The organism is Oryzifoliimicrobium ureilyticum (genome assembly GCF_037199735.1).
GTDB classification, from domain to species: Bacteria; Pseudomonadota; Alphaproteobacteria; order Rhizobiales; family Rhizobiaceae; genus Rhizobium; species Rhizobium ureilyticus.
Window position 1 is genome coordinate 1 of record NZ_JBBBVQ010000014.1, and the last position, 25,539, is coordinate 25,539.

The 25,539-nt window shown below is 56.3% G+C and carries 24 protein-coding genes and 1 pseudogene; 20 read left to right on the forward strand and 5 right to left on the reverse strand.

Features of this window, described 5'->3' with window-relative positions; all coding sequences use genetic code 11:
• Positions 1-427: 427 nt before the first annotated feature.
• From VQ830_RS18195 to VQ830_RS18220, 6 genes are all read left to right on the forward strand, one after another.
• On the forward strand, positions 428-1,453 hold the full coding sequence (locus VQ830_RS18195) for an ABC transporter substrate-binding protein (protein ID WP_337269572.1): 1,026 nt from the start codon (positions 428-430) through the stop codon (positions 1,451-1,453).
• Positions 1,454-1,528: 75 nt separating this feature from the next.
• A complete protein-coding gene (locus VQ830_RS18200) occupies positions 1,529-3,760 on the forward strand; it encodes an ABC transporter permease (protein ID WP_337269573.1) in 2,232 nt (743 codons plus the stop codon).
• A complete protein-coding gene (locus tag VQ830_RS18205) occupies positions 3,757-4,815 on the forward strand; it encodes an ABC transporter ATP-binding protein (protein ID WP_337269574.1) in 1,059 nt (352 codons plus the stop codon). Before VQ830_RS18200 ends, VQ830_RS18205 begins: the two co-directional genes overlap by 4 nt.
• 31 nt (positions 4,816-4,846) lie before the next feature.
• Positions 4,847-5,650: an inositol monophosphatase family protein gene (locus tag VQ830_RS18210; protein WP_337269575.1), complete on the forward strand. Its 804-nt coding sequence runs from the start codon at positions 4,847-4,849 to the stop codon at positions 5,648-5,650.
• 96 nt (positions 5,651-5,746) lie between these two features.
• Positions 5,747-5,953, forward strand: coding sequence for a hypothetical protein (locus VQ830_RS18215; RefSeq protein ID WP_337269576.1), 207 nt, complete (start codon positions 5,747-5,749; stop codon positions 5,951-5,953).
• A gap of 128 nt (positions 5,954-6,081) precedes the next feature.
• Entirely contained in the window at positions 6,082-6,489 is a 408-nt protein-coding gene (locus VQ830_RS18220; RefSeq protein ID WP_337269577.1) for a hypothetical protein, read from the forward strand.
• Here the strand turns inward: VQ830_RS18220 and VQ830_RS18225 are convergent, their stop codons facing one another.
• Complete coding sequence (locus VQ830_RS18225; protein ID WP_337269578.1) at positions 6,490-7,449, reverse strand: ADP-ribosylglycohydrolase family protein; 960 nt, start codon at positions 7,447-7,449, stop codon at positions 6,490-6,492.
• 906 nt (positions 7,450-8,355) lie between these two features.
• Between VQ830_RS18225 and VQ830_RS28820 the strand changes: the two are divergent.
• The 3 genes and pseudogenes from VQ830_RS28820 to VQ830_RS18235 all read left to right on the forward strand — a co-directional run.
• Positions 8,356-8,922: pseudogene (locus VQ830_RS28820) on the forward strand (type VI immunity family protein); the annotation flags it as partial.
• Positions 8,838-9,200 carry a type VI immunity family protein gene (locus tag VQ830_RS28825; protein WP_438618226.1) on the forward strand — a complete coding sequence of 121 codons (363 nt, stop codon included), beginning with the start codon at positions 8,838-8,840 and terminating at the stop codon, positions 9,198-9,200. The pseudogene VQ830_RS28820 and the gene VQ830_RS28825, both read left to right, overlap by 85 nt.
• Before the next feature lie 317 nt (positions 9,201-9,517).
• Entirely contained in the window at positions 9,518-9,775 is a 258-nt protein-coding gene (locus VQ830_RS18235) for a WGR domain-containing protein (RefSeq protein WP_337269580.1), read from the forward strand.
• Between the two features lie 68 nt (positions 9,776-9,843).
• On the opposite strand, the gene VQ830_RS18240 is transcribed toward VQ830_RS18235, so the two are convergent.
• Complete coding sequence (locus VQ830_RS18240; RefSeq protein WP_337269581.1) at positions 9,844-11,169, reverse strand: aminotransferase-like domain-containing protein; 1,326 nt, start codon at positions 11,167-11,169, stop codon at positions 9,844-9,846.
• 100 nt (positions 11,170-11,269) lie between these two features.
• Here VQ830_RS18240 and VQ830_RS18245 point away from each other — a divergent pair, with 100 nt between their 5' ends.
• The 6 genes from VQ830_RS18245 (at position 11,270) to VQ830_RS18270 (ending at position 17,920) form a co-directional block, all read left to right on the forward strand.
• On the forward strand, positions 11,270-12,232 hold the full coding sequence (locus VQ830_RS18245; protein WP_337269582.1) for a substrate-binding domain-containing protein: 963 nt from the start codon (positions 11,270-11,272) through the stop codon (positions 12,230-12,232).
• A gap of 44 nt (positions 12,233-12,276) precedes the next feature.
• Positions 12,277-13,167, forward strand: coding sequence for an ABC transporter substrate-binding protein (locus tag VQ830_RS18250; RefSeq protein ID WP_337269583.1), 891 nt, complete (start codon positions 12,277-12,279; stop codon positions 13,165-13,167).
• The gene (locus VQ830_RS18255; RefSeq protein ID WP_337269584.1) at positions 13,164-14,093 is read left to right on the forward strand and encodes an amino acid ABC transporter permease; all 930 of its coding nucleotides are present in this window, start codon (positions 13,164-13,166) and stop codon (positions 14,091-14,093) included. Before VQ830_RS18250 ends, VQ830_RS18255 begins: the two co-directional genes overlap by 4 nt.
• Positions 14,090-14,869, forward strand: coding sequence for an amino acid ABC transporter ATP-binding protein (locus VQ830_RS18260; protein WP_337269585.1), 780 nt, complete (start codon positions 14,090-14,092; stop codon positions 14,867-14,869). Before VQ830_RS18255 ends, VQ830_RS18260 begins: the two co-directional genes overlap by 4 nt.
• Before the next feature lie 74 nt (positions 14,870-14,943).
• Positions 14,944-16,128 carry a M20 aminoacylase family protein gene (locus tag VQ830_RS18265; RefSeq protein WP_337269586.1) on the forward strand — a complete coding sequence of 395 codons (1,185 nt, stop codon included), beginning with the start codon at positions 14,944-14,946 and terminating at the stop codon, positions 16,126-16,128.
• Positions 16,129-17,029: 901 nt separating this feature from the next.
• Complete coding sequence (locus tag VQ830_RS18270; protein ID WP_337269587.1) at positions 17,030-17,920, forward strand: flagellin N-terminal helical domain-containing protein; 891 nt, start codon at positions 17,030-17,032, stop codon at positions 17,918-17,920.
• A 288-nt stretch (positions 17,921-18,208) separates the two neighbouring features.
• Here VQ830_RS18270 and VQ830_RS18275 read toward each other — a convergent pair whose 3' ends face one another.
• Complete coding sequence (locus tag VQ830_RS18275) at positions 18,209-18,940, reverse strand: SDR family NAD(P)-dependent oxidoreductase (protein WP_337269588.1); 732 nt, start codon at positions 18,938-18,940, stop codon at positions 18,209-18,211.
• A gap of 81 nt (positions 18,941-19,021) precedes the next feature.
• Between VQ830_RS18275 and VQ830_RS18280 the strand changes: the two genes are divergently transcribed.
• Entirely contained in the window at positions 19,022-19,402 is a 381-nt protein-coding gene (locus VQ830_RS18280) for a winged helix-turn-helix transcriptional regulator (RefSeq protein WP_337269589.1), read from the forward strand.
• A 22-nt stretch (positions 19,403-19,424) separates the two neighbouring features.
• Here VQ830_RS18280 and VQ830_RS18285 read toward each other — a convergent pair whose 3' ends face one another.
• Entirely contained in the window at positions 19,425-20,840 is a 1,416-nt protein-coding gene (locus VQ830_RS18285) for an aldehyde dehydrogenase family protein (RefSeq protein ID WP_337269590.1), read from the reverse strand.
• Positions 20,841-20,942: 102 nt separating this feature from the next.
• On the opposite strand from VQ830_RS18285, the gene VQ830_RS18290 reads away from it, so the two are divergent.
• From VQ830_RS18290 to VQ830_RS18300, 3 genes are all read left to right on the forward strand, one after another.
• On the forward strand, positions 20,943-21,866 hold the full coding sequence (locus VQ830_RS18290; protein ID WP_337269719.1) for a LysR family transcriptional regulator: 924 nt from the start codon (positions 20,943-20,945) through the stop codon (positions 21,864-21,866).
• A gap of 99 nt (positions 21,867-21,965) precedes the next feature.
• Positions 21,966-22,952 carry a helix-turn-helix domain-containing protein gene (locus VQ830_RS18295; RefSeq protein WP_337269591.1) on the forward strand — a complete coding sequence of 329 codons (987 nt, stop codon included), beginning with the start codon at positions 21,966-21,968 and terminating at the stop codon, positions 22,950-22,952.
• Between the two features lie 313 nt (positions 22,953-23,265).
• On the forward strand, positions 23,266-24,015 hold the full coding sequence (locus VQ830_RS18300) for an SDR family oxidoreductase (RefSeq protein ID WP_337269592.1): 750 nt from the start codon (positions 23,266-23,268) through the stop codon (positions 24,013-24,015).
• Between the two features lie 206 nt (positions 24,016-24,221).
• On the opposite strand, the gene VQ830_RS18305 is transcribed toward VQ830_RS18300, so the two are convergent.
• Positions 24,222-24,626, reverse strand: coding sequence for an Rrf2 family transcriptional regulator (locus VQ830_RS18305; RefSeq protein ID WP_337269593.1), 405 nt, complete (start codon positions 24,624-24,626; stop codon positions 24,222-24,224).
• 111 nt (positions 24,627-24,737) lie between these two features.
• Here VQ830_RS18305 and VQ830_RS18310 point away from each other — a divergent pair, with 111 nt between their 5' ends.
• The gene (locus tag VQ830_RS18310; RefSeq protein WP_337269594.1) at positions 24,738-25,415 is read left to right on the forward strand and encodes a class I SAM-dependent methyltransferase; all 678 of its coding nucleotides are present in this window, start codon (positions 24,738-24,740) and stop codon (positions 25,413-25,415) included.
• The last annotated feature ends 124 nt before the right edge of the window (positions 25,416-25,539 follow it).

Sequence of the window (25,539 nt, forward strand, 5' to 3'; positions counted from 1 at the left end):
GTACGAACATCTGAAGATCAGAGGAGTAAACAAGGCGCGTGTTGCCATTGCGCGCAAGCTTTTGACGATCGCCTTCCAGATCCTGCGGGACCAGCGACCTTATGAGCGGCGTGACGCCAATAGTGAGGAAGAGGCATTGTCAACGAAATCCCGGCTGTCCTGATGGTAAATTAGCGAGCTCGGTAGAACTGGGCTGCGCTCTTGAAGGAGAATGGGAAGCCGGGAGCCGAACGTCACTCTGTGACCGAAGCCAAGGCATCAGGTCACGCATTGGAGATTGGTTCAAGAACCGAAGGACAACTCCGTCCTGCGGACGGAAGAGATTTAGCCGATCGGCGCAAACGCCGGTCAAAACATAACCGAACCCAAGGAAATTCCCGCAAATGCTGGTGTTTTGCCCCTTGTGTTCTTTCATTGGAGGATACCCATGCGACTGACAGTTCTTTCCACTCTCTTTCTTGCCACAACCGGTTTGAGTGCAGGTTCGGCGCTCGCGGCCGGTGAACTCAACCTCATCTGTGCCGCTGACGTTGTGATTTGCGAGCAGATGAAGGGTGACTTCGAAAAAACCCATGACATCAAGGTCAATATGGTGCGCATGTCCTCAGGCGAGGCCTATGCCAAAATCCGCGCTGAGGCGCGCAATCCGAAAACCGATGTCTGGTGGGCAGGAACGGGCGATCCTCATTTGCAGGCAGCGTCCGAAAAGCTGACAGCCGAATACAAGTCGCCGATGCTCGACCAACTGCAGGACTGGGCGAAGCGTCAGGCCGAAAGCTCCGACTATAGGACGGTGGGTGTCTATGCTGGCGCGCTGGGTTGGGGATACAACACCGAGATCTTCAAGAAAAAAGGATATAAAGAACCGGTCTGTTGGGCAGACCTGCTTTCGCCGGAGTTGAAAGGCGAGATCCAGATCGCCAATCCCAACTCATCCGGGACCGCCTATACGGCACTCGCCTCGCTCGTTCAGATCATGGGCGAAGACAAAGCTTTTGAGTATCTGAAGGCCCTGAACGCGAACGTTTCGCAGTACACGAAGTCCGGCTCTGCACCCGTAAAGGCGGCTGCCCGCGGTGAGACCGGCCTCGGCATTGTCTTCATGCACGACGCTGTTGCACAGACGGCCGAAGGCTTTCCCGTCAAGTCGATCGCCCCTTGTGAAGGCACTGGCTATGAAATCGGCTCTATGTCGATCGTCAAGGGCGCTCGAAACATGGAAAATGCCAAAATCTGGTACGACTGGGCACTGAAACCTGAGGTGCAGTCCCGTATGAAGGACGCCAAGTCTTTCCAGCTTCCGTCGAACAAGAGCGCCGAAATACCGAAGGAAGCGCCACGGTTCGAGGATATTAAGCTCATCAACTACGACTTCAAGACCTACGGCGAGCCGGCCAAGCGCAAGGAATTGCTTGAGCGTTGGGATCGCGAGATCGGCGCGACCGCTAACTGATCTGTGCGACCTTGGGCTGGCGGTCTGTCGACTGCCGGCCTCTTTCATCTTTCGAACCCACCAATGAGGTCGACCATGAGACATGGCAACCGCAGACTGGACCTGTTGCTGGCCACCGCGGCGGCGTCCTTCATTTTGCTTCCCTGGTACAGACTGGAGTCCGGCTTCTTCGGTCTTGGCTGGCTCGGCAAATATCCCTTCACCAAGGAGGCGGCGCCCGGAATTCTGCAGCTCTTTGCCTATGATCGCCTCTGGCTCATCGGTGTCGTCTTCTTCTTCGCCCTTGGGGTTGCTGCACGTTTCGTCGCCGATCCGATGCGTCGTGGCACCCTCTTTGCAGCCGCTGGGGTCGGGGGGCTCGTCTATCTATGTCTTCAAGGACTTGCCATCGGGTTTTCCGGTTGGAGCTGGGCGATCAGCGAAACTCTTTTCGGCGCGCTTTCCGACGGGCAGCCATCCATGGGCGCAGGCGCTGTGACGATCGCCATCCTCTTTGTACTGATGTTTGCTTTCGGTCTCGTCGAGCGCGGCGTCATGAAAGGCGACGCTTTCGTTGTCGGGTCTATTTCACTGCTTGTGTTTCTGGTCTTCGTTTTCGTCTTTTATCCAATCGGCAGCATGCTGGTGGCGGCTGTTCAGGATGTCGATGGGTCCTTCAAGCCTGATGGCTTCTTCCGAAATCTCCAGGATCCAGGCATCTGGAGCCTGAGCTGTCTGGTCGGTGTAGGACGCTGTGGCGTTGCTTGGCGCACTTTCACGCTTGCCATCATGACCGCCTCTGCCTCGACAATGCTCGGCCTTGCCTTTGCGCTGGTGGCAACGCGGACGCGCTTTCCATTCAAGAAGGGCCTGCGGCTTCTGACCGTCCTGCCGATCATCACGCCGCCGTTTGTCATCGGCCTTGCCCTCGTGCTGCTCTTCGGTCGCGCCGGTGTGGCTACCGCAACACTCTCCAATCTCTTCGGGGTGGAGCCCGGCCGCTGGCTCTATGGTCTTTCCGGCATCTGGATTGCACAGGTCCTGTCCTTTACACCGATCTCCTTCCTTGTCCTGATCGGGGTTGTCGAAGGTGTAAGCCCGTCGATGGAAGAGGCCTCGCAAACGCTGAGGGCCAACCGCTGGCGGACCTTCTGGCGCGTCTCTCTGCCTCTCATGAAACCAGGCCTCGCCAACGCCTTCCTGATCGGCTTCATCGAGAGCATGGCGGACTTCGGTAACCCTCTGGTCCTCGGCGGCAGCAATGGCGTGCTCTCAACCGAGGTCTTCTTCGCCGTCGTCGGCTCGCAGAATGATCCGTCACGGGCCGCTGCCCTGGCCTTGGTCCTGTTGTTCTTCACACTTTCGGCTTTTTTGGCACAGCGCCTCTGGTTGTCGGGTAAGAACTTCGCGACTGTCACGGGCAAAGGAGACAGCGGTGCCCACATCGCCTTGCCAAGAGGCCTTTCGATCGGCGTCCATGCCATCGTCATTCCTTGGATGATCTTCACCGTCGTTGTCTATGGCATGATCCTGTTTGGCGGCTTCGTGACCACATGGGGTCTGGATAATACGCTGACCCTTGATCACTACGCGCGCGCCTTTTCCGTGAGCATTCAAAATGGTTCGGTCGCCTGGACGGGCGTTGCGTGGAATTCCTTCTGGACGACCATGGAGATTTCTCTGATATCGGCCCCCTTGACGGCTGCCGTCGGACTTTTGACCGCCTACATCATCGTGCGCCAGAAATTTGCTGGTCGAAATCTTTTCGAATTTGCCTTGATGATGAGCTTTGCCATACCTGGAACCGTCATCGGGGTCAGCTATGTGATGGCGTTCAACCTGCCACCGCTTGAGATGACCGGTTCGGCGCTGATCCTCATTGCCTGCTTCGTCTTCCGTAACATGCCGGTAGGCGTGCGCGGTGGGATCGCGGCGATGAGCCAGCTCGACAAGAGCCTGGATGAAGCTTCGCTGACGCTGCGGGCAAACAGCTTTAGAACCGTGCGGAAGATCATTCTTCCTCTGCTGAGGCCTGCGATCACAGCAGCACTCGTTTATTCCTTCGTGCGCGCCATCACCTCGATCAGCGCTGTGATCTTCCTCGTCAGCGCTGAGCACAACATGGCGACGTCCTACATCGTCGGCCTCGTCGAAAATGGGGAATATGGCGTGGCCATCGCCTATTCGTCGATGCTGATCGTCGTGATGATCGCGGTCATCGGCGGCTTTCAGCTTCTTGTCGGCGAGCGCAAGTTGCGTCGCGAAAACCGCATTGCCGGGCTCGGCGATGCTCGTCCTATTCCTCTTGGTCAGGAGAAAATTGCATGATCACCGTCAAAGCCGGGTCCGTCACCTTCCAGAATGTTCGCAAAGTCTTCGGTGCTTTCACCGCGATCCATGACCTTTCACTTACTATCGAACCCGGTACACTCGTGACGTTGCTCGGGCCTTCCGGCTGCGGAAAGACGACGACGCTGCGTATGCTTGCCGGCCTTGAGCATCCGACTTCCGGAAAGATTCTGATCGGCGGCAAGGATGTGACGATGTTGCCTGCCAATGAACGCGACGTCTCAATGGTCTTCCAGTCCTATGCATTATTTCCGCATATGACCTCACTTGAAAATGTCGCCTACGGCTTGCAGTCGTCTGGTCTTGGCAAGAAGGAGGCGCGGGAGAAAGCCGAGGACGGGCTTAAGCTTGTCGGTCTCGCGGGTATGGGCCATCGCCTACCCGCCGAACTTTCGGGTGGCCAACAGCAGCGTGTCGCCGTTGCTCGCGCTCTCGTTCTCGAACCGCAGGTGCTTCTGCTTGACGAGCCTCTGTCCAATCTCGACGCGCGGTTGCGGCGTAGGGTGCGTACCGAAATCCGCGAGCTCCAGCAGCGTCTTGGGTTTACTGCCGTCTATGTCACACACGACCAGGACGAGGCGCTCGCCGTTTCCGACCGCATTATCGTGATGAAGGACGGAGAGATCGCCCAGTCGGGCGCACCGCGGGAACTTTACGAAACGCCAGCCTCGCCCTTCATTGCAGACTTCATGGGAGAGGCAAATGTGCTTCCATGTGAAGTCATCCAATCCGATGGCGGCGAGGTGCTGGTGCGGGTGAGCAATGTCGAGCATCGCTTGCGATCCCAGGCAGGCCGAGGCCCGGCCAAGCTTGCCGTACGACCAGGAGCCATCCGGATCGGAGCACCCAGTGCAGAAGGCTTGAAGGGACGCGTCTTGCACTCGGCTTATCTCGGCGGTCATGTGGAGTATGAGGTCGAGACCGATCTGGGAACGCTCTTCGTTATTGATCATGACGTCGATCACGCTCATACCGCGCTGAGTGACGTCTCATTGGGGTTCAAGAACCGCGGCATCGCCGTGATCAGCGGCTGACGATTTATTGCAGGCATAAGGATGAAAGACCATGACAATGACTGACACGGAGCTTGCGGCGCGGTTCGCGCTGGCCAAGAGGCTCGCGGCAGAAGCAGGAGCTATGGCGCTCGATTACTTCAATCGGCGCGATACGCTGGTGATCGAAACAAAGCGCGACCTGCAGGACGTCGTTTCCATTGCCGACCGAAACGTCGAAACGTTCCTGAGAGATCGCGTGGCCGAGGTATATCCCGAAGACGGGTTTTTAGGAGAAGAGTTCGGCTTTGGCGAAGGCACCTCCGGCTTCACATGGGTCGTCGATCCCATCGACGGGACGGCGCCGTTCGTCAACGGGATGCCGACATGGTGTGTGTCCGTCGCCATCATGCATGACGGTGAACCGGTCGTTGGTGTCATTCATGCGCCCTGCTCGAATGAACTCTTCGCCGCGGCGCGAGGCTTCGGTGCAACGCTCGACGGCGAGTCGCTTCACCTCGATCCTTCCCGCAACCTGCAGAACGCGATGACCGGCATCGGCTGCAACAGCTATGTGACCCCCGAACGCGTCGGCGCTATTATCGCCGGTCTCATGCAACGTGGCGGCAACTTCATCCGCAATGGTTCGGGCGCATTGATGCTGGCCTATGTCGCTGCCGGAAGGCTGGTCGGGTATTACGAGCCTCATATGCGCGCCTGGGACTGCATGGCAGGCTTCTGCCTCGTGCGTGAAGCTGGCGGTCAAACGCTCGATTTTCCAGGAACGGGAGAGGCATTCCTGCAAGGGCATCCGGTGCTGGCCGCAAACCAATCCTGTTACGAGGATCTCCTGGATCTTCACATGCGCAATCTCTGACGGCCTTCAGAACGGCTACTTGATGTTGGGCTGGACCATCGCAAGGCGCGAAGCGGTAGGCCCGCCTGACATCAGGCGATCGGAACATCAATGGCGATGACAGCGCTTATCTTTGATAAGCGCGCGCTTTCGTTGCAGGCGCGGAGCCATGATGCGCCACACCCGGAAGGATGCGGCAAAGTCTCGTTCCACAGCGAGATTTGTCGTGGTGTTGTCGTGAGAGCTCTGAAGGGCGAGGAATGGCTGCCTCGCTACGATCCCTTCGCACGGCGTGTTTCGAAGACCTGTCGCTTCTCGGCATGAGCGTCACGCTGCCAAAATGGGCTCATAGATAGCCAGCCTTGAGTGCCAGCCCGTTTGACGAAATGGTTCTATCTGATCACGGATACCCGATATATGCGGAACGCGTATGCGTCGCCAGGATCACATCAATGACCGCCACTTGCGGGGATTGCCCCCAATGTCATCACATGCTCGAACAGTTCGAAAACGGAAGCGTGACAGGCGTACGCTGCCAATTTTGTGGTTGGAGTGTCGTGAGGACAAACCATCGATCGTTCACTTTCGACCCTCAAGTTTATATTGTGTCCTTGACGGATGTTGTAAACGATGCGGCACATGTGCGAGCCGTGTCGAAAATAAAAGGAATAAACTTCCTTCAGGCGAGAAATTATATTCAAACCGGAGATTTTTCGAATTTTTTGGTGGGCAGGGCAGTGGAGATCAACAAAGACATCGAATTTCTGAAAAAGGCTGGTGTGAATTTTACTGTGTCACCTGAATATCCGTATCTGCAGAATGCAGGCGACAATCGTCTTGTTTATACGAGGTTGCGCTAACTAGTCCTGCGGGGTGCCCGCCAAATCTCCCAAGAGATCTTTTGCCAACGCAACGGCGTCGATCGGCCAATAGATTTCAGGCCGCGGGCGTGCCACTTTCGGATCACCGACCTCGGGCCTGCAGGCAAGGAGCGTCTCTCGCCATCGCGTCGGCACATGTTCGTCTCCGTAGACGGCGCCGAGAAGCGCTCCCGCGATCGCTGCATTGGTGTCGGTGTCGCCTCCTCTGGAGATCGTGTTGACCAAACCATCTTCGAGAGATGGCGCGTGCAGCAGTTGGAAAACAGCGTTCTGGAAGGCAATCATCACCCAACCCTGCTGGTGCTGAAAGTCTACAGGGGGCAAAGTTCTGGCTGCATTCAACGCATCACGCACAATCATTGCGACATTCAACTCTTGGGTCCAGATCACAAGCGCCTCATAAACCTCGGCAGGGGAGGGGCCCTGAGCAATCGCGTAAGCAAGGGCTCTGGCGAATAAGTTATTGATCTGGAGGCAGATTGGGTTCGGGTGCGTGATCATAGCATCCTCCTCCGCCCAGCTTCCGACCAATGCCAGGTTCCGGGTGGCACCCAAGATGCCTATTGGTGAAACGCGCATCAATGCGCCATTTGCCTGGCTTTCGTGGTTCGCTTCTCCGCGGATGCCACTCATGACCGTAAGGCCCACATCGAAGGGGTTCGACGCGAGCCAATCCTCATAAGCTTTTCGGGCAACTCGCTGATGGTACCCACCTTCGGATAACAGGCATCTGGCGAGTGCCAGAGCCATTTCGGAATCATCTGTCGGTTGGCCGGCAATGGTGTTCCAAGTGCCTCCATCATGCATTTCTCGAACGCCATCTGGATATTGCCGCCGGATTCGTTCCGTCGTCTCAAACTCAACAAGGGAGCCAAGGGCATCCCCTGCCAGTTGACCCAGCATGCAGCCGACCGCTCGCGATCGCATTTCTGATCTCATCAAACGTCTCCTTGGGCCTGCGGAAATAGCGTCGAGGGAGGTTCAATTAATCCCCTTCGTCACTTTAGATCTTCGGGGAAGAGTCGCAGGATATTGATAAGGACCTGTCAGAACATTGGTTAGAGCATTTGGAGGACAGAATGCATACTCGCTACGTCCTAGTCATCTTGTCCATACTCAGCTACTCCAGCCTCTCCTTTGCGCAGGTCGAGCCGAGGCAAATTGTAGCGGAACCGGAGTCGGACAAGGTTCAGCGCATTATCGGAAACATGAGGATTCACGGCGCCGAAATCTCATTTAGCAATATAAGAGGTCATTTGACCGTTGAACGGCTGAAGAACATTTTTCCTCCGGTTGGATTTCCGGGCTCTGGCCTCCTCAAGGTTTATAAACTGAAAAATGCTGCAGAGTTTTTCAAGAACAGGCATGCTGACTTTTTTGCCCAAGACCGGCGCCTGTCCCACTTATAGAGACCCTATCAGTAACCGCGATCCGCGTGTTCTTTCTGCAGGTGGATCTCCCAACTTTCGAGAAGCAGCCAGATAATGCGGTTTGCACGGCAACAAACTTTGACATCGTAAACTAGTGCTAGCGGACATTTGTTTTTCCATGTCACCACGCTTAATCATACGCCACAGCCGCCTCTATAGCGGTGTGGCCTACGATCAGAGCCTGTCAACGCTATCGGTCGTGCACACAGACGTTTAACATTGTTCGAAGGATCTTTGCAGCTCACAAGGCACATAACAGCTTTATAAAATGACAAAAGCAAACTTTCGATCTTTTGATGATGAAGACCTTCTTTCGGCATTAGCCGAGGCTAAGGGGGTCGGTGCGGATATTCTGATTGGGCATTCAATTGAGCTTTATTGCGAGCAGGGTTGGACGCTGGAAATCCGTCAATCGATGGTGAAGCTGGCCAGCGACTATCAGCGATCTCTTGGAGACAGGATCACGCATTATCATCCGCGGGAATCTGCTCGCTTGAAGAGGATCGCCGGCGTCGACTGGGTTGATTACTTTCTGAGGCTCGCCGAAACCGTCAAGGTCGACGATGAAGAAGGTTTCGATACCACCCTTTACGGCTTTGACGGAGGCCAGGACATCGACGCCGCAACGCCCTACTTCTTCTGCGCCATCGCGTCACCGCAGCGTAAACGATACTCCCGCATCAATGCCTATTATCCTGCGGACTGGTTTCAGACCAGCGATGGAACGGACCGCTATATCCGGTTGATGCAGCAGTGGTGCAGCCTTTTGAAGGTTTCCCATGGAACCGCCGGGTTCAGTCTTATTTTAGAGGAAGGACAGCCAAAGGATGGCGATGTTCGCGCAGCATTTCCTTTGCTGAAACGTTTTCCGGGACTCGACCTGCCGTACTCCAGTCGATGGAGCAGCAGTGTCCGCCGGACAGACAGGCGATACATTCGCACCATCAACTGGTTGACGGCCATCGACGACGATTTTGTCGAAGAACTGGGCGGGTGGGTCACGTCTGCGCCACGTTGGGAGATGATATTCCGGTTCACCGCTACGACGGCGGTGTCATCTTGCAGGCCGGGCCCTACCCGAAAACGGGCGATAGAGATCGCGGTCATATCCCCGGCCCGTACCAAAAGATCGCTCAGTTACTTGATCCGCTCATCTTCAAGGATTTCAGCGCCAAACTGCCTTACATCCATGCGCCGCATCCCCTGGAAAGCCTGGACGAGACAAAACGATGGATCGAACGTTTCAAGCTTGCTGATTGAGACTCGTTTTAGCAGAACTGGCGCAGTGGAAATCCTCGGGCGGGAAAAACGTTTCTTGCGTTGCTTTTACGCTTTCTCGTTCGGGTTCGCTCATGTGGGATCGAGGAGTGACCAGACGGCCCGCAGTTAATCGGTGCTGCAGAGGTAACCGCTGATCTAAAGCAAGATCAGCCACGCCTTTAGAAACGTCTGCGCCTCCCGCCAATTTGGTTAAAAACACCCGACCCTTCGCAATCATCACCGACGTGAATCGATCCTCGCCGACTGATTCAAAACTGTCGTTGGACGTCGGACTCGTCGTCGACGATTCTGATCATATGATCACCCAACCATACAGTCTTTATGTCGAACGCACGGATGCAGCAAAGAACATGGCGCGCTACTACGCCATGTCGATTGAGCCTAGCCTGTTTGGTGATGTCTGCCTGTTCAGGAAGTGGGGACGGATCGGGTTCAATGGGCAGATGATGGTGCATCACTTCGCGCGTGAGGAGGAAGCCGTGGAGCTTTTCCTTGATCTCCTGCGAAAAAAACGAAGACGCGGCTATCGACCGCGCCCGCCCGCCGCCTCATGAAAAGGTGAGCTTCTGAGGGAATGGGTGATGCGGTCTGTCGCGGCCCGAATCAACGCCATATCGCGTTGCTACAGCCTGTGAGCCAATGCAATGGCCTCGGCTGCCTCCACGCAGCGTTCGCTCAAGTTGCTGGTTGCAACGCGCAGATGTTGGCTCGGCAAAATCGAGAACTTGCTCCCGGGAACCACAGCAATGTTCCGAGCAGCGAGTGTCACCATTGCGAAGGGTTCTGACTGGACTGGAACCCATAAACAGAGGCCGCTGCCGGGCCAGGTTTGAACACCCCGCTCAGAGAGTTCGAAGGCCAATCGATCGCGTCGTTGCTGATAAATCTCACGCGCCTGCGTGATCTTGTCCCCTGTTGCCGGATCTTTAAGGAGCCAGGCCGTCGCCGCTTGCAGTATCCGGCTGGTCCAGCCGGCGCTGAAGGCTCGGTATGATTGGATCTGCTCGATGATTGCAGAAGAACTGGATACGACGGCCAGTCGAAGATCCGGCCCAAGCGTCTTTGAATAGGACAGGATGCGGATTGTTCTGTCCGGAAAGCGTGCACCGAGAGAGGCGGGTCTTTCGGCCGAGATATCGCCGATCCCATCATCCTCTATGATCAATGCATCGCTGTTTGCAAGGATCTGTCCCAATGCCTCTATCCGTGCCGCGCTGACAGTCTGTCCAGTGACGGAGTGCAGGCGCGGTTGGAAGAGAAAAGCTGAAGGCCGCTCCTTGAGTGCCTCGCCTAGGGACTGCGGTGTCGGTCCTTCTGCATCCGACAGGACTGGTACGAGCCTCACACCCAAGTCCTCCAGAATATCGAGGAGGCGCATCGCCGTCGGATGTTCAATCGCAACCACCGAGTCAGGCATCAACAGGGCATGCACTGTCGTATAAACAGCATTGTAGCCGCCGTTGGTGGCAAGAAAGGCTTCCGGTGCATATGGCCATGTGTCCATAACCGCATCCCGAAGTTCGGGTACGATGCGGCTTCTTTCGTAGCTGTTCAAGTCACCGACCTTTGCCCCGTGCGCCAATGCCCGCTCCAACGATGGCAAAAGACTGACGTCCGGGACGGCCATGGAAAGATCGAGCACCCCGCTGGCATAGTTTCCTGAGCTGGCAAGTCGCTCTGGCTTCGCCACAAACCGCTCCCCGCTGACCCAGGTTCCATTGCGTCCACGACCCGAAATGATCTTTTGGCGCCGCAGGTCGCTCCAGGCCTCCGAGATCGTGGCTGGGCTTACGCCGAGCTCATACGCGAGATCGCGAATGGCGGGCAGGCGCGTGCCAACCGGCAAGATGCTCGCGCGCACCAGAGCGCTTGTCTCCAGCGCAATGCCGCGTTGGGTCCTGTTGGTCAATTTTTCAGCAAGCCAGCGCGCAGTCGGAATTTCGCTCATTTTAATTGCACTCTTAAATGTTCAATAACGTAATAACATTTGTTTATGCGAAAATGAACATTTAACCTCCGATCTATTGATCTTGATTGTGGGTACTGACATGCCGCTGAAACTTCGCCTTGCCCTCCGTGACTGGGACTACATGACGCCTCTCGTTTTGGGCGACGTTGCCTCTTCTCGGCTCGAGATAGAAGTGGACCGGGTCGGCACGCTTGTTCCAAATATAGCGCGTGACGATGCGCATGATGCCGCCGAGATGTCCTTCAGCCGCTATGCGCAACTGCGTCATGATGGCGATGAGAGTGTCGTCGGCATCCCAAACTTCATCATGCGTGGCTTTCGTCACCGCTGTGTCATTACCACGAAGCAAAGCCCGCTGCGAACCTTTGCTGATCTCGCAGGCAAGAAGATTGGCGTTACGGGCTGGCGGGATTCCGGTAACACCTGGACGCGTGCTGCGCTGCGCCGCGAGGGTGTCGGGGTCGAGGATGCAAATTGGTATGCAGGCCGCCTCACGGAAGCGCATCCTATCACGGATCGCCTCGACGGGTTCGGTCGCCCCGGGCGTATCGAGGCTGCTCCAGGAGAGCGGCCCATGGTCGACCTTTTGATGGATGGCGGGCTCGATGCCGTCTTTACGCCCTTCATGCCCAAGGGCTTCTTCGATCATGATTCAAAGCTGCGGCCACTGCTGGATGATTACCGCGCCTCCGAAGTCGCGTATTTCAATGAGGTCGGATATGTGCCTGGCATGCATCTCATTGGCTTCAAGGCGGCGTTTGTTGAAGAGCATCCATGGATCATGGATGAGGTTAGTGCCCTGATCGACGAGTCCCAGCGTGTCTGGCTGGAAAAGCGTGAAAAATATGCCGACACGACACCCTGGATGATCGATGAATTGCGTCGCTGTGCGGCGGACCTGCCGGCAAACTGGAACATCAGCGGTTTTGCGGCAAACGAGCGAATGATCAGCGATTTCGCCGACGAACTCTATGAGCAGCAGATTCTAACGCGGCGTCTGACCCCACAGGAACTCTTTCCGCGGCAGACCGCCTCCAACTGATCAAGCCCTCTGACAACATAGGGCAAAAATAAAGGGAACAGTTCATGAAAACCAAACTAACCGCATCGCTCGCCTCATTCACTTTGCTGCTTGCTGGCAGTGCCTTTGCAGATGGTGCTGCTATTCCCAAGCAGACGGTTAACAACGAGCTTCGCGCGCGCCTACCGGAAAAAATTCGTACCGAAGGAAAAATGATTTCGGTCAATAACGGATCGTTCCCTCCCTATGAGATCGTGACCGGAACGAAGATGGAAGGTGCGAGCGAGGATTTGGCCAATGCCATTGGCCAGCTTCTTGGGATTGAAATTCAGCACGTTACCGTCGGCGGCCTGCCAGCGGAGCTGACGGGAATTAATTCCGATCGTTATCAATTCGCCATCGGCCCTGTCGGGGACTTCAAGAGCCGTGAAGAAGCGAGCGATTTTGTCGATTGGGTTCAGGAATTCGTCGTCTTTGCTGTTCAAAAAGACAATCCGAAAGCGATCACGTCCTTGGACACAGCCTGCGGCAATCGCATCGCGGTGATGTCAGGCGGCTCGGCCGAGCGTGTCATTCAGGTGCAGGCGGAAAAGTGCAAGACAGATGGCAAGAAACCCATCGAGATCCAGTCGTATACAGATCAGCCGAGCTCCATCTTGGCGGTACGCTCCAAGCGCGCCGATGCGTTTTTCTCCTCCCAGGCGCCGCTCACCTATTTCGTGTCACAAGCCAATGGCCAGTTGGAGCTGACGGGCGTTGGCCAGAAAAACGGCTTCGAGGATCTCTATCAAGGTGCCGTCGTCCAGAAGGGATCGGACTTCGGGCCACTGCTGAGAGATGCCATTCAAGTATTGATGGACAATGGGACCTATGCGGCCGTCATGAAGAAGTGGGGTCTTGAGAACAATATGCTCAAGCAGGCAGGCATCAATCTCGGGGGCCAGCTGCCAAAATGAGTGATCGCACACCATCCATGACAACGCACCCGGGGGAACACGATTTTCGCGATGTCTCGACGGCGCACGCCCCGTTTCGCACCGGCCGGTTGGTTCTTTGGATTGCCATTATCTTTGTCGTGGCGGATTTTGCCTTCATCGTCGCCAAGAACGAGAACTTCGGCTGGCCGGTCGTTGCTCAATATCTCTTCGATCCGGTCGTCATGAGCGGTCTTTCCGTCAGTCTCGGGTTGACGGTGATCGGTATGATTCTCGGTATCGCCTTCGGCCTGATCATCGCAATTGCGCGCATGTCTTCGGACAGGCTCGCCAGCTCGTTTGCCTCGCTGTTCATCTGGTTCTTTCGAGGCACGCCGCTGCTTGTGCAGCTGATCTTCTGGTACAACATGTCAACCCTCTTTCCACAGCTGTCGATCGCCGTTCCTTTCGGCCCCACGCTCATCAGTTGGGACACGAACTCCGTCATCACGCCAATGACCGCAGCAATTGTCGGCCTCGCTCTCAATGAGGCGGCTTATATGGCCGAAATTATCCGCGGCGGACTTTTATCCGTCGACCGGGGGCAGGCAGAAACCGCGCAGGCCTTTGGCATGACACGGGCGCGAGCTCTTTGGCGCATTATCATCCCTCAGGCCATGCGGTCCATCGTGCCACCAACGGGCAATCAGTTGATCAGCATGATCAAGGCTACCTCGCTGGTCAGCGTCATTGCGATGGCAGACCTCCTCTATTCGGTGCAGTCGATCTACAACCGAACCTTCGAAATCATCCCGATGCTGCTCGTGGCCGTCATCTGGTACCTTGTAATCACCACCGTGCTGAACATCGGTCAAAGTTATATCGAAGCCTATTATGGCCGCAGTGACCGGCGCAATAGCGGCGCAGCACCCAAGACGGTTGCCCTCACCGAGGAGGCAAGCCATTGAACGCTTCCAGTCAGGCCAAGCCGCTCGTCGAGGCGCGCAATGTTCACAAGTCATTCGATCAGCTGGAAGTGCTGAGAGGTATCGATCTGGATGTGATGCCAGGCGAAGTGGTCGTGATCCTCGGGCCGTCCGGTTCCGGCAAGTCAACCTTCTTGCGCTGTATCAATCATCTGGAAGCGATCCAAAAGGGCTACATTCAGGTGGACGGCGATCAGATCGGCTACAAGCTTCGCAAGGGACGTCTTGAAAAGCTGTCGCCCAACGGGCTCGCGCGGCAGCGACGCAAGATCGGTATGGTCTTCCAACAATTCAATCTGTACCCGCACATGACGGTGCTCCAGAACATCATCGAGGCCCCGATCGGCGTGCACGGAGAAAGCCGCGAGGAGGCGACCGCCAATGCTGTTCGGCTTCTGGAGCGCGTTGGACTTTCCGAAAAGGCTCAGAACTATCCACGCCAGCTTTCCGGCGGGCAACAGCAGCGCGTTGCCATCGCTCGTGCACTCGCCATCCGGCCAAAGCTGATGCTTTTCGATGAACCCACATCGGCGCTCGATCCGGAACTCGTCGGGGAAGTTCTCGCCACCATGCGTGATCTTGCCAAACAAGGTCTGACAATGATTGTCGTTACACATGAGATAGGCTTCGCGAAGGAGGCAGCCGACAGGGTGGTCTTCATGGACGGCGGCCATATCGTCGAAATGGGGAAGCCGGAGGACGTCATCGGCAACCCGCAACATCCTCGCACCAAGGCATTCCTATCGCGCTTTCTATAGCGGAAACGCCCATTTGCCATCTCATCGCCAGTCCCCTGGCTGGCGCTCCTTTCCCGACAGGCCGGAAGATTTTTATGTTGAACGACAATCAATTTGCACGCGTCTCCGATTTCGACGCCATGGAGGCAGAGCTCAAGCAAACGCGCCATTATCTGCATGCCCATCCGGAGCTTTCCCTGGAGGAGGCGGAAACCGCCCGCTTCGTCGCTGAAAAGCTGGAGGGCTGGGGTTATACCGTCACAAGGAATGTCGGCGGGCATGGTGTCGTGGCGTTGCTGAAAAACGGAAAAGGAACGAAGAGTATCGGCATCCGCGCCGACATGGACGCTCTGCCCATCGAGGAAGCGACGGGGCTGCCCTACGCCAGCAAGATGCCCGGCAAGATGCATGCCTGTGGTCATGATGGACACACAACGGTATTGCTTGGCGCTGCCGAATATCTTGCGCGGACGCGCCATTTTGATGGGACGGTCGTTTTGATCTTTCAGCCGGCGGAAGAAAACGGCCGGCCGAGCGGTGCCCAGAAAATGATTGCTGAGGGCCTCTTCGAGCGTTTTCCCATGGATGCGATCTTCGGTCTGCACAATCATCCCGGCGCGCCGGAAGGTACGATCCTTTATAGGGCAGGGCCTATCATGGCCTCGTCCGATACGGTCAACATCACGATCAAGGGCAAGGGCGGCCACGCTTCGCGTCCGCATCTGACCATTGACCCCGTGGTGGTGGCCTGTAACCTCGTCGTTGCTCTCCAGACAATCGTTTCCCGCAACGTCGATCCCACGCAGACGGCGGTCGTGACCGTTGGGACGATCCATGCCGGCGAAGCTGTCAACGTGATTCCGGAATATGCAAATCTCGCGCTCAGCGTTCGCAGTTTCGAACCGAAGGTGCGCGCTCTCCTGGAACAGCGGATCGTGAAGCTGGCGCAGGCCATCGCAGATGGTTACGACGCCACAATCGACATCCACTACGATCATGGCTATCCGGTCGTCGTCAATTCCGAAGTCGAAACCGATTTTGCCCGTACCGTTGCAGAAGAGTTGATCGGGCCCGACAAGGTCTCTCTTTGCCCGCTCATTCCAGGCAGCGAGGATTTTGCCTATTACCTTGAGCACAAGCCTGGCAGCTTCCTGCGCCTCGGTAATGGTGTCTCCTCCGCAATTTTGCACAGCCCGAACTATGATTTTGCCGATGGCAGCCTGACCGTAGGCGCAGCCATGTGGGCACGTCTGACGGAGCGCTTCTTGCAGGAACAATAGGTCAGAGAGCGATGGAAAGGCAGCCGCATGAAGATGTGGCTCGTCACTCTGTGCCATGTGTAGGCCTGCCGATGAGGTTGGCCCTATCGCATTTTCTTCTTAATGAATCGAATTGTTACTCGGGAATGCATGATCCTGATGTTGTTGGGGCAATTACAGGATCGAAAGTCCTGCGGCTGTGAACGCCGCACCTCGCCTCATACTCAATCGCTAATTGTCGATCCCTCGGTTCAGATATGACAAGCCGATTTTACCGATAGTTGTGTTTCAAACCTTGTCGCCTACGCCCTTGTGCTGCTTCTCGCGCGGAAACTTCGGCAGCCTCTTAACGCCGTCTCCCATGGTTCTCGAGCCATCTGCGCAAGCGTCGAGCAGTGCAGGTGGACGGCGCTATTTCGAGCAGGCGCATTATTTTTAGCAGCCCAATCACCAGCTTCACGTGGTGGAAGCGCCCAAAAAGCCGACGTCTAGCAGCGCTGAGAGGTCTTGAAGCGGGGCGAGGCGCGTAGTCGTATGCGCGGAGCTCTGATGTACTTGCTGATGTATGATAGCTTAGACGCAAACGGGAAAGCGATTGGCACTCGAATGGCCTACAGCGATCGCCGCCAACAATCGGTCGCTCTTTCGATGCAAGCTGAAGTAGCATACGCACATCTGGTAGCTCCGCATGACATCGTTAGGCTTGGCTCTATACGCGGCTTAACGAAGGTAAATAATATTTATCGTCTTTCTTCGAAGAGTTCAGCATTCATTAACCATATTTCGGTCTTTTGGGAGGCAACGAAGCGGTGAGTTGAGTCCAATAGAAATGGTGCTCGACAGGCATGATGCTGATCATCGTCCCGGAAGATTTCCGGAATGTCCCTCCGTATGAACTTGCTAGAAAAATGGGTCAATTTCGATGACGAGCATCTTAACGAACACTTCTGCAATGGCCGCTTTGCAGTCCCTGCGGACAGTCAATAGCAACATGAAAGAGACCCAAGCTGCGGTTTCTTCTGGCTTGCGCGTTGGCAAGGCTGCGGACAACGCAGCTTACTGGTCCATCGCGACGACGATGAAATCTGACAATAAAGCTCTTTCTGCCGTTTCTGACGCTCTTGGCGTTGGCGCAGCAAAGATCGATACGGCCTATACCGCAGTCGATAGCGCCATCGACGTTGTCGGGGAAATTAAGGCCAAGCTAGTAGCTGCCTCTGAAAAAGGCGTCGACAAGAATAAGCTTCAGGATGAAATTACGCAGCTCCAGCAGCAGCTTTACAGCGTTGCGCAGTCTGCCTCGTTCAACGGAGAAAACTGGGTCAACAACTCTGGCGGTACGGTGAGTGTTGTCTCGTCGTTTGTTCGCGCAACGAACGGCACCGTCAGCGTCAAGACGACCGACTACAATTTGACCTCATCGAATACGCTCTTCAACGGCACGACTTCCGGCGGCATCTTGGGTACTGCTGGTGTCAAGTCAGGCAAGTCGCTGTTTGCCTTCACGATTGGCGCAACAACGACCCAGGGCGATATTGATAACCTGATGACCGATGTCGAATCGGCTCTCAAGAACATGACCACCTTGGGATCGCAACTCGGCTCGCTTCAAAAGCGCGTAGACATCCAGACAAGTTTCGTGTCGAAGCTGAGCGACTCCATCGATTCCGGTATCGGCCGTCTTGTCGACGCCAACATGGAAGAAGAGTCCTCCAAGCTCACCGCGCTGCAGACGCAGCAGCAGTTGGCAGTCCAGTCCCTGTCGATTGCCAACTCGTCTGCGCAGAGCATCCTCACGCTCTTCAAGGGCTAATCCTCGGTTTCAAGGGTCGCGTGATAAGCTTGAACGCCGCCCGACACTCCTTGGAATGCCAGGCACTACGAACGGACCCCCGAAAGTTGGATATCAACTTCGGGGGTTTTTCGTTCGCAGGTACACCCTGCAGAATACGATACTGGTCAGGGCTTAGTGGTCTGATTAGCCCGCTGGCAGCCAGGCAGACCGAGGCTGTCAGAAAGCGGAGCGTTCTGGTGCAACAATGCAGAAGCGCCGTGCCTGTCCTGATCGTGATCGTGATCGGGTATCGCGTTGGACAAAAACTTAAACCTGTCGCAAGCCCCCATCGACGCATAATTCGGCGCCTGCAATATAGCTCGCCTCATCGCTCAATAAGAACAAAGCCGCCGCAGCTACTTCCGACGGCCGCGCCATCCGCCCCATCGGAATTGGAGCGATCAGTGCCGCACGCATGTCCTCGTCCACCGCAGCCATCATTTCCGTATCCGTAGGGCCAGGTGCAACGACATTGACGCGGATGTTTTGCGACGCGAGTTCTGCTGTCCAGGTTCGGGCATAGGAGCGTACGGCCGCTTTGGTGGCGGCATAGGTTCCGTACGAAGCGTATCCAGCGCTATCGGCGATGGATCCGATGAGGACGACAGAGCCACCAGCGATCATTGCAGGCAGTGCTGCCTGCAGTCCGAAAACCATTCCGCGAACGTTGACGTCAAAGTGGCGGTCGAAGTGCTCAGGCGTTATGTCGGCGATCTGCGCTGGTTCAGAAAGGCCTGCATTCAACACAAGCGCGTCGATGCGGCCGCTAGCCTTTTGCACCGTTCTGACCGCATCCACCAAATCTTCCGGGACACTGGCATCGGCCGCGATGCCGATCGCTTCATTGCCAATGCCATTGGCCGCCTTCTCGGCATCTTCGCGTCTGCGACTGGTGATGAAGACCTTCGCGCCTTCGGCGGAAAGCCGCTCTGCAATTGCCAAGCCGATACCCTTGGCGCCCCCGACGATGAGGGCGACCTTATTACTCATTTGAGCCATCGTAATTCCTTTCAAGTGATGGTCTCGCTATGATATACGTTAGATATCTGGTATCAATTACGCACCCGAAGTAGACTAGATATGAACGAGTATACCGACCTGGAAGCACTGTCTCAGTCCGCCCTCGCAGACATGGCGCGAGTTCGCCCGGTGCTCGACAAAATCGCCGACAAGTGGACGATCCTGATCCTGACGGTCATCTGTCCCAAACCTTCGCGCTTCAACGAAATCAAGCGACGTCTCGACGGGATCACGCACAAGGCCTTGGCTGACGCGTTAAAGAGGCTCGAGAGGAATGGCCTCGTAACGAGAACTGTTCTGCCAACGCAGCCTGTCGGCGTGGAATATGCGATCACGCCACTCGGACATTCGCTCCGAGAGCCTTTCGAAGCTCTGTGTGCTTGGGCAGCCGCCAACGGCAGCAAGGTCGAGGCGGCTGCGCTCCGTTATGATGAACGATAATTGGCCATCAGTGTCTTGATCGTTAACTGATGATCGCCTTCGCCTCCAGGAAAGCTTCGAGGCCAAAGGCGCCATACTCGCGGCCGATGCCCGATTGCTTGAACCCGCCAAAGGGAGCAAGAGGCTCATGAGGAGCTCCATTGATGACGACACGGCCGCTGTCTAGCCGATCCGCCAGTGCCTGCATCCGCGCGGTGTCGGTGCCGTGGAGATAGGCTTGGAGCCCGTATAGCGTATCATTTGCGATGGAAATGGCCTCTTCATCGTCGTGGTAGCCGATCACCGACAGGACGGGACCAAAAATTTCCTCGCGTGCAATCCGCATTTGGTTGCCAACATTGGTGAATATGGTCGGCTTCGCGAACCAGCCACGACCTAGTCCATCGGGCCGTCCCGGACCGCCCGCCGCTAGCGCCGCCCCTTCCTGCAGTCCCAGTTGAATGTAAGATTGCACGCGCTCATACTGCTTGCGGCTGACCATGGGGCCTATCACGACATCAGGATCGCCGGGCGCCCCGACTTTGAAGGTCTCAATTTCCTGCTTGAGCCTCGCCAGGACCTCGTCGTGCCAGTGATTGGGCACCAGGATACGGGTTCCGGCAATACAGGCCTGACCGCTGTTGATGAGGCCCATTCTTAAAACGGCAGGGATGGTCTTATCCAGATCGGCGTCGTTGAGAATGATGTTCGGGCCCTTACCACCAAGCTCCAGCGTGACGCGTTTGAAACTGTCGGCTGCATTGCGCAGGATTTCCCGACCGACCGATGTGGAACCCGTGAAGGTTATTTTGGCGATATCGGGATGCTGGGTGAGTTCGGCGCCGACGACCTGACCTAACCCGTTGACGATATTGAACACGCCTTTCGGGAGATCTGCTTCATGCAGGCATTCGGCGAGCACCTGCGTCTGTATGGCGCTCATCTCGCTCGGCTTAATGACAATGGTTGAGCCTGCGGCGATGGCGGTGGAAAGCTTTGAAGTGATGAAGCCTATATTGCTGTTCCAGGGCGTAATGGCAGCAGCCACTCCGACCGGCTGCATGACTACTCGTGCGCGGCCGAGGAAGCGCTCGAAGTCATACTCTTCCAGAACCTTCGCCATGCTGAGAAAGCTCGAGGCGGCATTGGGAATGGCAAAGCGTGTAAAGGCTTGCGGTGCACCATATTCGAGGGCCATCGCCTCAGTAAGATCAGAAAGGCGCGCGGAAACTGCGCTGTACAAACGCTTCAGCATGACGATGCGCTCGGCTTTGGTCGTGGTTGAAAAGGCAGGGAATGCGCGCTTGGCGGCAGCGATAGCGTCATGCGCATCCTCCCTATTCCCAAGCCTCACCCTTCCAATCTTTTCCTCTGTTGAAGGGTTGTAAAGGTCGGCGGTCTCCGCGCCCTTTGGGGTGACGAACTCGCCGTCGATATAGATCTTGTCGATGGTCCGCATTTCAAACTCCTTCGCGGTATAGCGAAGGCATATTTGGCCTTGGCCTGCCGTCTTGATAAGCTAAGCAAAGGCGCTCAGACTGATAGGGGATTACGGACAATGATGCGTGGCTCGCTTGCCGAACTTGAGGCTGTCCTTGCCGTTTCCGCCAAGGGCGGATTTCGGGCCGCCGCCCGGGAGTTGGGCATTCCTTCCTCATCACTAAGTCAGCAGATTGCTGCGCTGGAGACGCGTATGGGCGTCAGGTTGTTTAATCGCTCTACACGCAGTGTGGTGCTTTCAGCGGCTGGTGAAGAGTTCGTGGCGAGTGTTGGCCCAGCACTGGAGGCGATTAGAAATGCCGTCGAGCACGTTGACGAGCATCGAGCGGAAGCAACCGGGACGCTGCGCATCAACACATCCGTCGGCGCAACGCGCATGATCCTGACGCCGCTGATTTTGGAATATATGCGCCGAAACCCTAAAATGGCGGTAGAGGTGGTTACAGAAAGCGCCTTGGTCGACATCAACGCGAAGGGCTTTGACGCCGGAATCAGAATTCGCGAGGCTGTCCCGCCTGATATGATCGTCATCCCGATTGGTGACAGCATACGGCCTGCCATCGTCGGCTCTATCGATTATCTCGATCGCTATGGAAGGCCGAACTTGCCAGCGGATCTAGAAAAGCACGACTGCATCCGTGCTCGGATGGCGAGCGGTGCGATCTATCGTTGGGAGTTCGAGCGGCGGGGGGAGAGCTTTGCCCTTGATGTCCCGGGAAAGCTCACGCTTGACGACAGCGACCTAATTCTGCGGGCGGCGCGCGAAGGCGTTGGACTCGCTTACCTCAACGAATGGCAGGTGGCGGACGATGTTGCCGCCGGACGGCTGGAGCAGGTCCTGAACGATTGGACGCCGCCTTATCCCGGACTATGTCTTTACTATCCCGGACGGCGCAATATCCCAGCAAAACTGCGCCGCTTCGTGGATTTGGTAAAGGATGTGCGCGATGGGACAAACGGGGGACCAAACCTGCCAAAGCGATGACGCGTGCTTATTTCTCAAACGGCGTGGATGACAGCCTGACGGAACCGACGGCCCGCAATAGGGAAAGCCGGCGGTTCGCCGATACGAAGGATACTGGTCATGATGGAGACAGTGGTTTCGGTGCATTCAGATGAGCGCTTTGGCACGTCCGCTAATGATCGGCTCCGGTCCACCAAGAAGTCTTCTGTTCCCGATCGTACGTCGTCCCGTGCGCTAGAGCAGTTCATAGCAGGGCGACCGCTGTTGAGCGGGGATAGTCCGGCATGGAGCGACCTCTTTGTGCAGATCTCTACGCGCCATGAGAACCAGGAACCCTTTCTGGTACCAGCTGTCGCAGAGCCACTCATCGTCTGGGTCATGTCCGGCGAGGCCTTGGTTGAGGAGCGGGATATTGGCGGAGAATGGCTCGCCGCGCATGTGAAGACTGGCGACTTTTTTCTCACTCAGACAGACCGGCCCTATGAGATGCAATGGCGCGCAACCGGATCTGAGCCGTTCCAGGTAATGCATCTTTACCTTTCAGTCCCACTTTTCGAACGGGTGGGTTCGGGTATTCTTGGATGTGAGGCTAAACCTCGGCTCCGAGATATTTCCGGTGCGCAGGATCAAAGACTGGCTCACTTCATGGCTCTCATCCATCAAGAGCTCGTGGCGGAAGGTGAGGGAGCAAAGTTGTATCTCGAAGGGCTTGCGCAAAGCCTTGCCGTCCATTTGATCCGGAACTACGCCGTGAGCGACGGCGCAGGCAACCGGCAAGCGGCACTGCCAGGATACAAGCTACGGCGCGCAATCGCTCATCTCGACGAGCATTTGGCCGAACCATTCGATCTGAATGGGTTGGCCCAAGATGTGGGCATGAGCGCGTTTCACTTCAGCCGCTTGTTTAAAAAGGCCACTGGGGTTTCGCCGTCTCGCTATTTTATACGTCAGCGCATGGTACGTGCGCAGCAGCTTTTGCAGGAAACCGATCTCAGCATCATCCGCGTGGGTATTGCCGTTGGTTACTCAAGCCCGAGCCACTTTTCTCAGGTGTTCAGGCGAGAGACCGGGCTCCTGCCAAGTCACTACCGCAGGACAGGCGAATAGAAGAGACAAACTTCTCCGATTGCCACGTTGAAAGGCTGCACGATCTGGCGACCCTTTGAGGGACCGCCGCTCGGTGCGATCTGCATTCTAGGTCTCTTTCCTGTCGAGGCTTCCGATCTCAGCGCCGAAATTTGATGGCCTTTCCTGCATCTGCGACGCAGAGGTTGAGATCTCTAAACCGTTTTCGGTCGATTCCAGCAAAAGCCCGACAGGCCGAGCAAAAGCCCGAAAGAACCGCTCCGCTTCAATCCTAAATCCAGGATGTCAACACGACAAACCGCCCTTACGGGCTCACCAATTAGGAGTGAAGACAATGACGAACCTGAATGGAAAAATAGCTCTCGTCACTGGTGCATCTAGCGGTATCGGCGCCGCAACGGCCCTCAAGCTTGCGGAGGCAGGCGCCAAAGTCGGCATTGCCGCGCGTCGCACCGAGAAACTCAATGCCGTGAAAGATAAGGTCGAAGCGGTTGGCAGTGAAGCTCTTGTCCTTGAAATGGATGTCGTCGATCAGGCGTCGATCGATACCGGTGTGAAGAAGCTTATCGAGACCCATGGCGCTATCGACATTCTGGTCAATAATGCCGGCTTGATGCCGCTTTCGGATATCGATCAATTCAAGGTGGATGAGTGGCACAAGATGTTGGATGTCAATGTGAAGGGATTGCTCAATACGACCGCAGCGGTCCTTCCGCAGATGATCAAGCAGCATTCTGGGCATGTCTTCAACATGTCGTCGATCGCAGGGCGCAAGGTCTTTAAAGGGCTCTCGGTCTATTGCGCCACGAAACATGCCGTCGCTGCCTTCTCAGACGGCCTGCGCATGGAGGTCGGGCCGAAACACAATATTCGGGTGACGTGCATCCAGCCAGGCGCCGTCGCCACGGAGCTCTATGATCATATTACGGATCCTGTTTATCGAAACCAGATGGACGAGCTCTCCGGCCAAATGACCTTCCTCCAGGGAGAGGATATTGGTGACACGATCGTCTTTGCCGCTCAGGCTCCGACGCATGTCGATGTTGCCGAGCTTTTCGTGCTGCCTGTCGAGCAGGGATGGTGATATGATCCCTTGATGGCCCCTGCCTCAGCGCAGGGGCCTTTATTTCGAGCTATGGCATGCGCTTGAAATTACTTTGGGACCGGTTAGGCCGCCGCTAACATCAATCTCCGCAGCTTTCGGTCGTTCGCTGTGCGAACGTCGTTCTGGGCAAGATCTGTTTTGCTTCTTGTGCGCGGTAAGCCTTTGTCTGGCTGGGAGTAGAGCGGTTACGAGGGCATCAACTGATCGAGCGTCACCTTCTCAAAACGCTCCAAAATCAGGCTTTGCGCGCGCAACATGGTCTCCGAAAGTGTTGCTTTCACGGCCTCGTCTACCTTGCAACCTGAGTTGCGGCTGCGAGAGCCAATGGCGAAAAGCGTCGGTCGATCCAATGCCTCATAAACGCTCAGCAACGTGATCTCTTCGATGGGTCGCGCCAACTGCCAACCACCGCCATGCCCTTTGTCCGATCTTACGTGGCCTGCCCGACGCAAGCCCGCCATGGTCCTTCTGAACACCGCCGGGTTGGTGCCCATGCTCCGGGCAAGGACCTCGGAGGTGAGCGGCTCTGTCGCCCGGGCCAGATGCAGAAGGATATGAAGGACGTCTGACAGTCTTGTATCCAAGTTCATTCATCGCCTCGAAGCATTCAATCCGCCTTGCCTGGACGTTTTGTAGCACATGTTGATACGTGAGGCGATACCATGTTATGCAGCGTCATCTGATACATGAAATGGTCGATAATGAGCGACGCACGCAACCCCTTCCTGAGCGCGGATTCCGCAAGCACCTATGTTCGAGACACCCCCCGAAAAGTGCCGGGTCTCTCAGACCTTCACAGAATGACGACGTTGCTTCTGGATGAACGGGCGCCCGCTGCTGCGGACGTGCTCGTTGTCGGAGCGGGTGGCGGTTTGGAAATGAAGGCATTGGCCGAAGCGCGGCCGAATTGGCGCCTTCTCGGCGTCGATCCTTCACCCGCCATGCTGGACATGGCTCGCCAGATGACCTCCGCCTACGCAGAACGAACGGATTTCGTTCTCGGTACGGCTTGCGATGCGCCTGCGGGTCCATTCGATGGAGCGGTGTGTCTGCTGACACTGCACTTTTTGGAAAGGCAGGAACGAGTACAAACCCTGCAGGCGATCAGAGAGCGTCTGAAGCCAGGGGCTGTTTTCGTTGCGGCCCATCATGTGGCTGTCGATGGGCAGGCGGAGCGATGGCTGACTGGCTCTGCAGCATTTGCCGGCGACACAAACCCGGATTACCAACAGGCCAAAACATCAGCCCATATGATGGCAGAGCGACTTCCACTTCTTTCCGTTTCCCAGGAAGAAGCGTGTTTCCGACAGGCGGGCTTCAGCGAGCCTGCGCTTTTCTACGCTGCGTTCTCGTTTCGCGGTTGGGTGATGACAGCCTGATGGCGCACGGCGCGCAGATGCGCGTGCGGTATGTCGAGGCGGGTTTTCGTTACGGATGTTGGTTTTGCCAAGCTGTGAAACTTGGATCGAGTCGGAGCGGCTGGGGTTAAAAACCACAGCCTGC

Bases quoted from the DNA above. Each gene is read 5' to 3' on its own strand.
- VQ830_RS18225 (WP_337269578.1), bottom strand. From the start codon at position 7,449: ATGAGATCAGAAATGCGATCGCGAGCGGTCGGCTGCATGCTGGGTCAA.
- VQ830_RS18245 (WP_337269582.1), top strand. From the start codon at position 11,270: ATGCCGCTGAAACTTCGCCTTGCCCTCCGTGACTGGGACTACATGACG.
- VQ830_RS18305 (WP_337269593.1), bottom strand. From the start codon at position 24,626: ATGAACTTGGATACAAGACTGTCAGACGTCCTTCATATCCTTCTGCAT.
- VQ830_RS18200 (WP_337269573.1), top strand. From the start codon at position 1,529: ATGAGACATGGCAACCGCAGACTGGACCTGTTGCTGGCCACCGCGGCG.
- VQ830_RS18250 (WP_337269583.1), top strand. From the start codon at position 12,277: ATGAAAACCAAACTAACCGCATCGCTCGCCTCATTCACTTTGCTGCTT.
- VQ830_RS18270 (WP_337269587.1), top strand. From the start codon at position 17,030: ATGACGAGCATCTTAACGAACACTTCTGCAATGGCCGCTTTGCAGTCC.
- VQ830_RS18205 (WP_337269574.1), top strand. From the start codon at position 3,757: ATGATCACCGTCAAAGCCGGGTCCGTCACCTTCCAGAATGTTCGCAAA.
- VQ830_RS18275 (WP_337269588.1), bottom strand. From the start codon at position 18,940: ATGGCTCAAATGAGTAATAAGGTCGCCCTCATCGTCGGGGGCGCCAAG.
- VQ830_RS18310 (WP_337269594.1), top strand. From the start codon at position 24,738: ATGAGCGACGCACGCAACCCCTTCCTGAGCGCGGATTCCGCAAGCACC.
- VQ830_RS18295 (WP_337269591.1), top strand. From the start codon at position 21,966: ATGATGGAGACAGTGGTTTCGGTGCATTCAGATGAGCGCTTTGGCACG.
- VQ830_RS18285 (WP_337269590.1), bottom strand. From the start codon at position 20,840: ATGCGGACCATCGACAAGATCTATATCGACGGCGAGTTCGTCACCCCA.
- VQ830_RS18290 (WP_337269719.1), top strand. From the start codon at position 20,943: ATGCGTGGCTCGCTTGCCGAACTTGAGGCTGTCCTTGCCGTTTCCGCC.
- VQ830_RS18235 (WP_337269580.1), top strand. From the start codon at position 9,518: ATGATCACCCAACCATACAGTCTTTATGTCGAACGCACGGATGCAGCA.
- VQ830_RS18215 (WP_337269576.1), top strand. From the start codon at position 5,747: ATGACAGCGCTTATCTTTGATAAGCGCGCGCTTTCGTTGCAGGCGCGG.
- VQ830_RS18265 (WP_337269586.1), top strand. From the start codon at position 14,944: ATGTTGAACGACAATCAATTTGCACGCGTCTCCGATTTCGACGCCATG.
- VQ830_RS18210 (WP_337269575.1), top strand. From the start codon at position 4,847: ATGACAATGACTGACACGGAGCTTGCGGCGCGGTTCGCGCTGGCCAAG.
- VQ830_RS18220 (WP_337269577.1), top strand. From the start codon at position 6,082: ATGACCGCCACTTGCGGGGATTGCCCCCAATGTCATCACATGCTCGAA.
- VQ830_RS18195 (WP_337269572.1), top strand. From the start codon at position 428: ATGCGACTGACAGTTCTTTCCACTCTCTTTCTTGCCACAACCGGTTTG.
- VQ830_RS18280 (WP_337269589.1), top strand. From the start codon at position 19,022: ATGAACGAGTATACCGACCTGGAAGCACTGTCTCAGTCCGCCCTCGCA.
- VQ830_RS28825 (WP_438618226.1), top strand. From the start codon at position 8,838: ATGGAGCAGCAGTGTCCGCCGGACAGACAGGCGATACATTCGCACCAT.
- VQ830_RS18240 (WP_337269581.1), bottom strand. From the start codon at position 11,169: ATGAGCGAAATTCCGACTGCGCGCTGGCTTGCTGAAAAATTGACCAAC.
- VQ830_RS18300 (WP_337269592.1), top strand. From the start codon at position 23,266: ATGACGAACCTGAATGGAAAAATAGCTCTCGTCACTGGTGCATCTAGC.
- VQ830_RS18255 (WP_337269584.1), top strand. From the start codon at position 13,164: ATGAGTGATCGCACACCATCCATGACAACGCACCCGGGGGAACACGAT.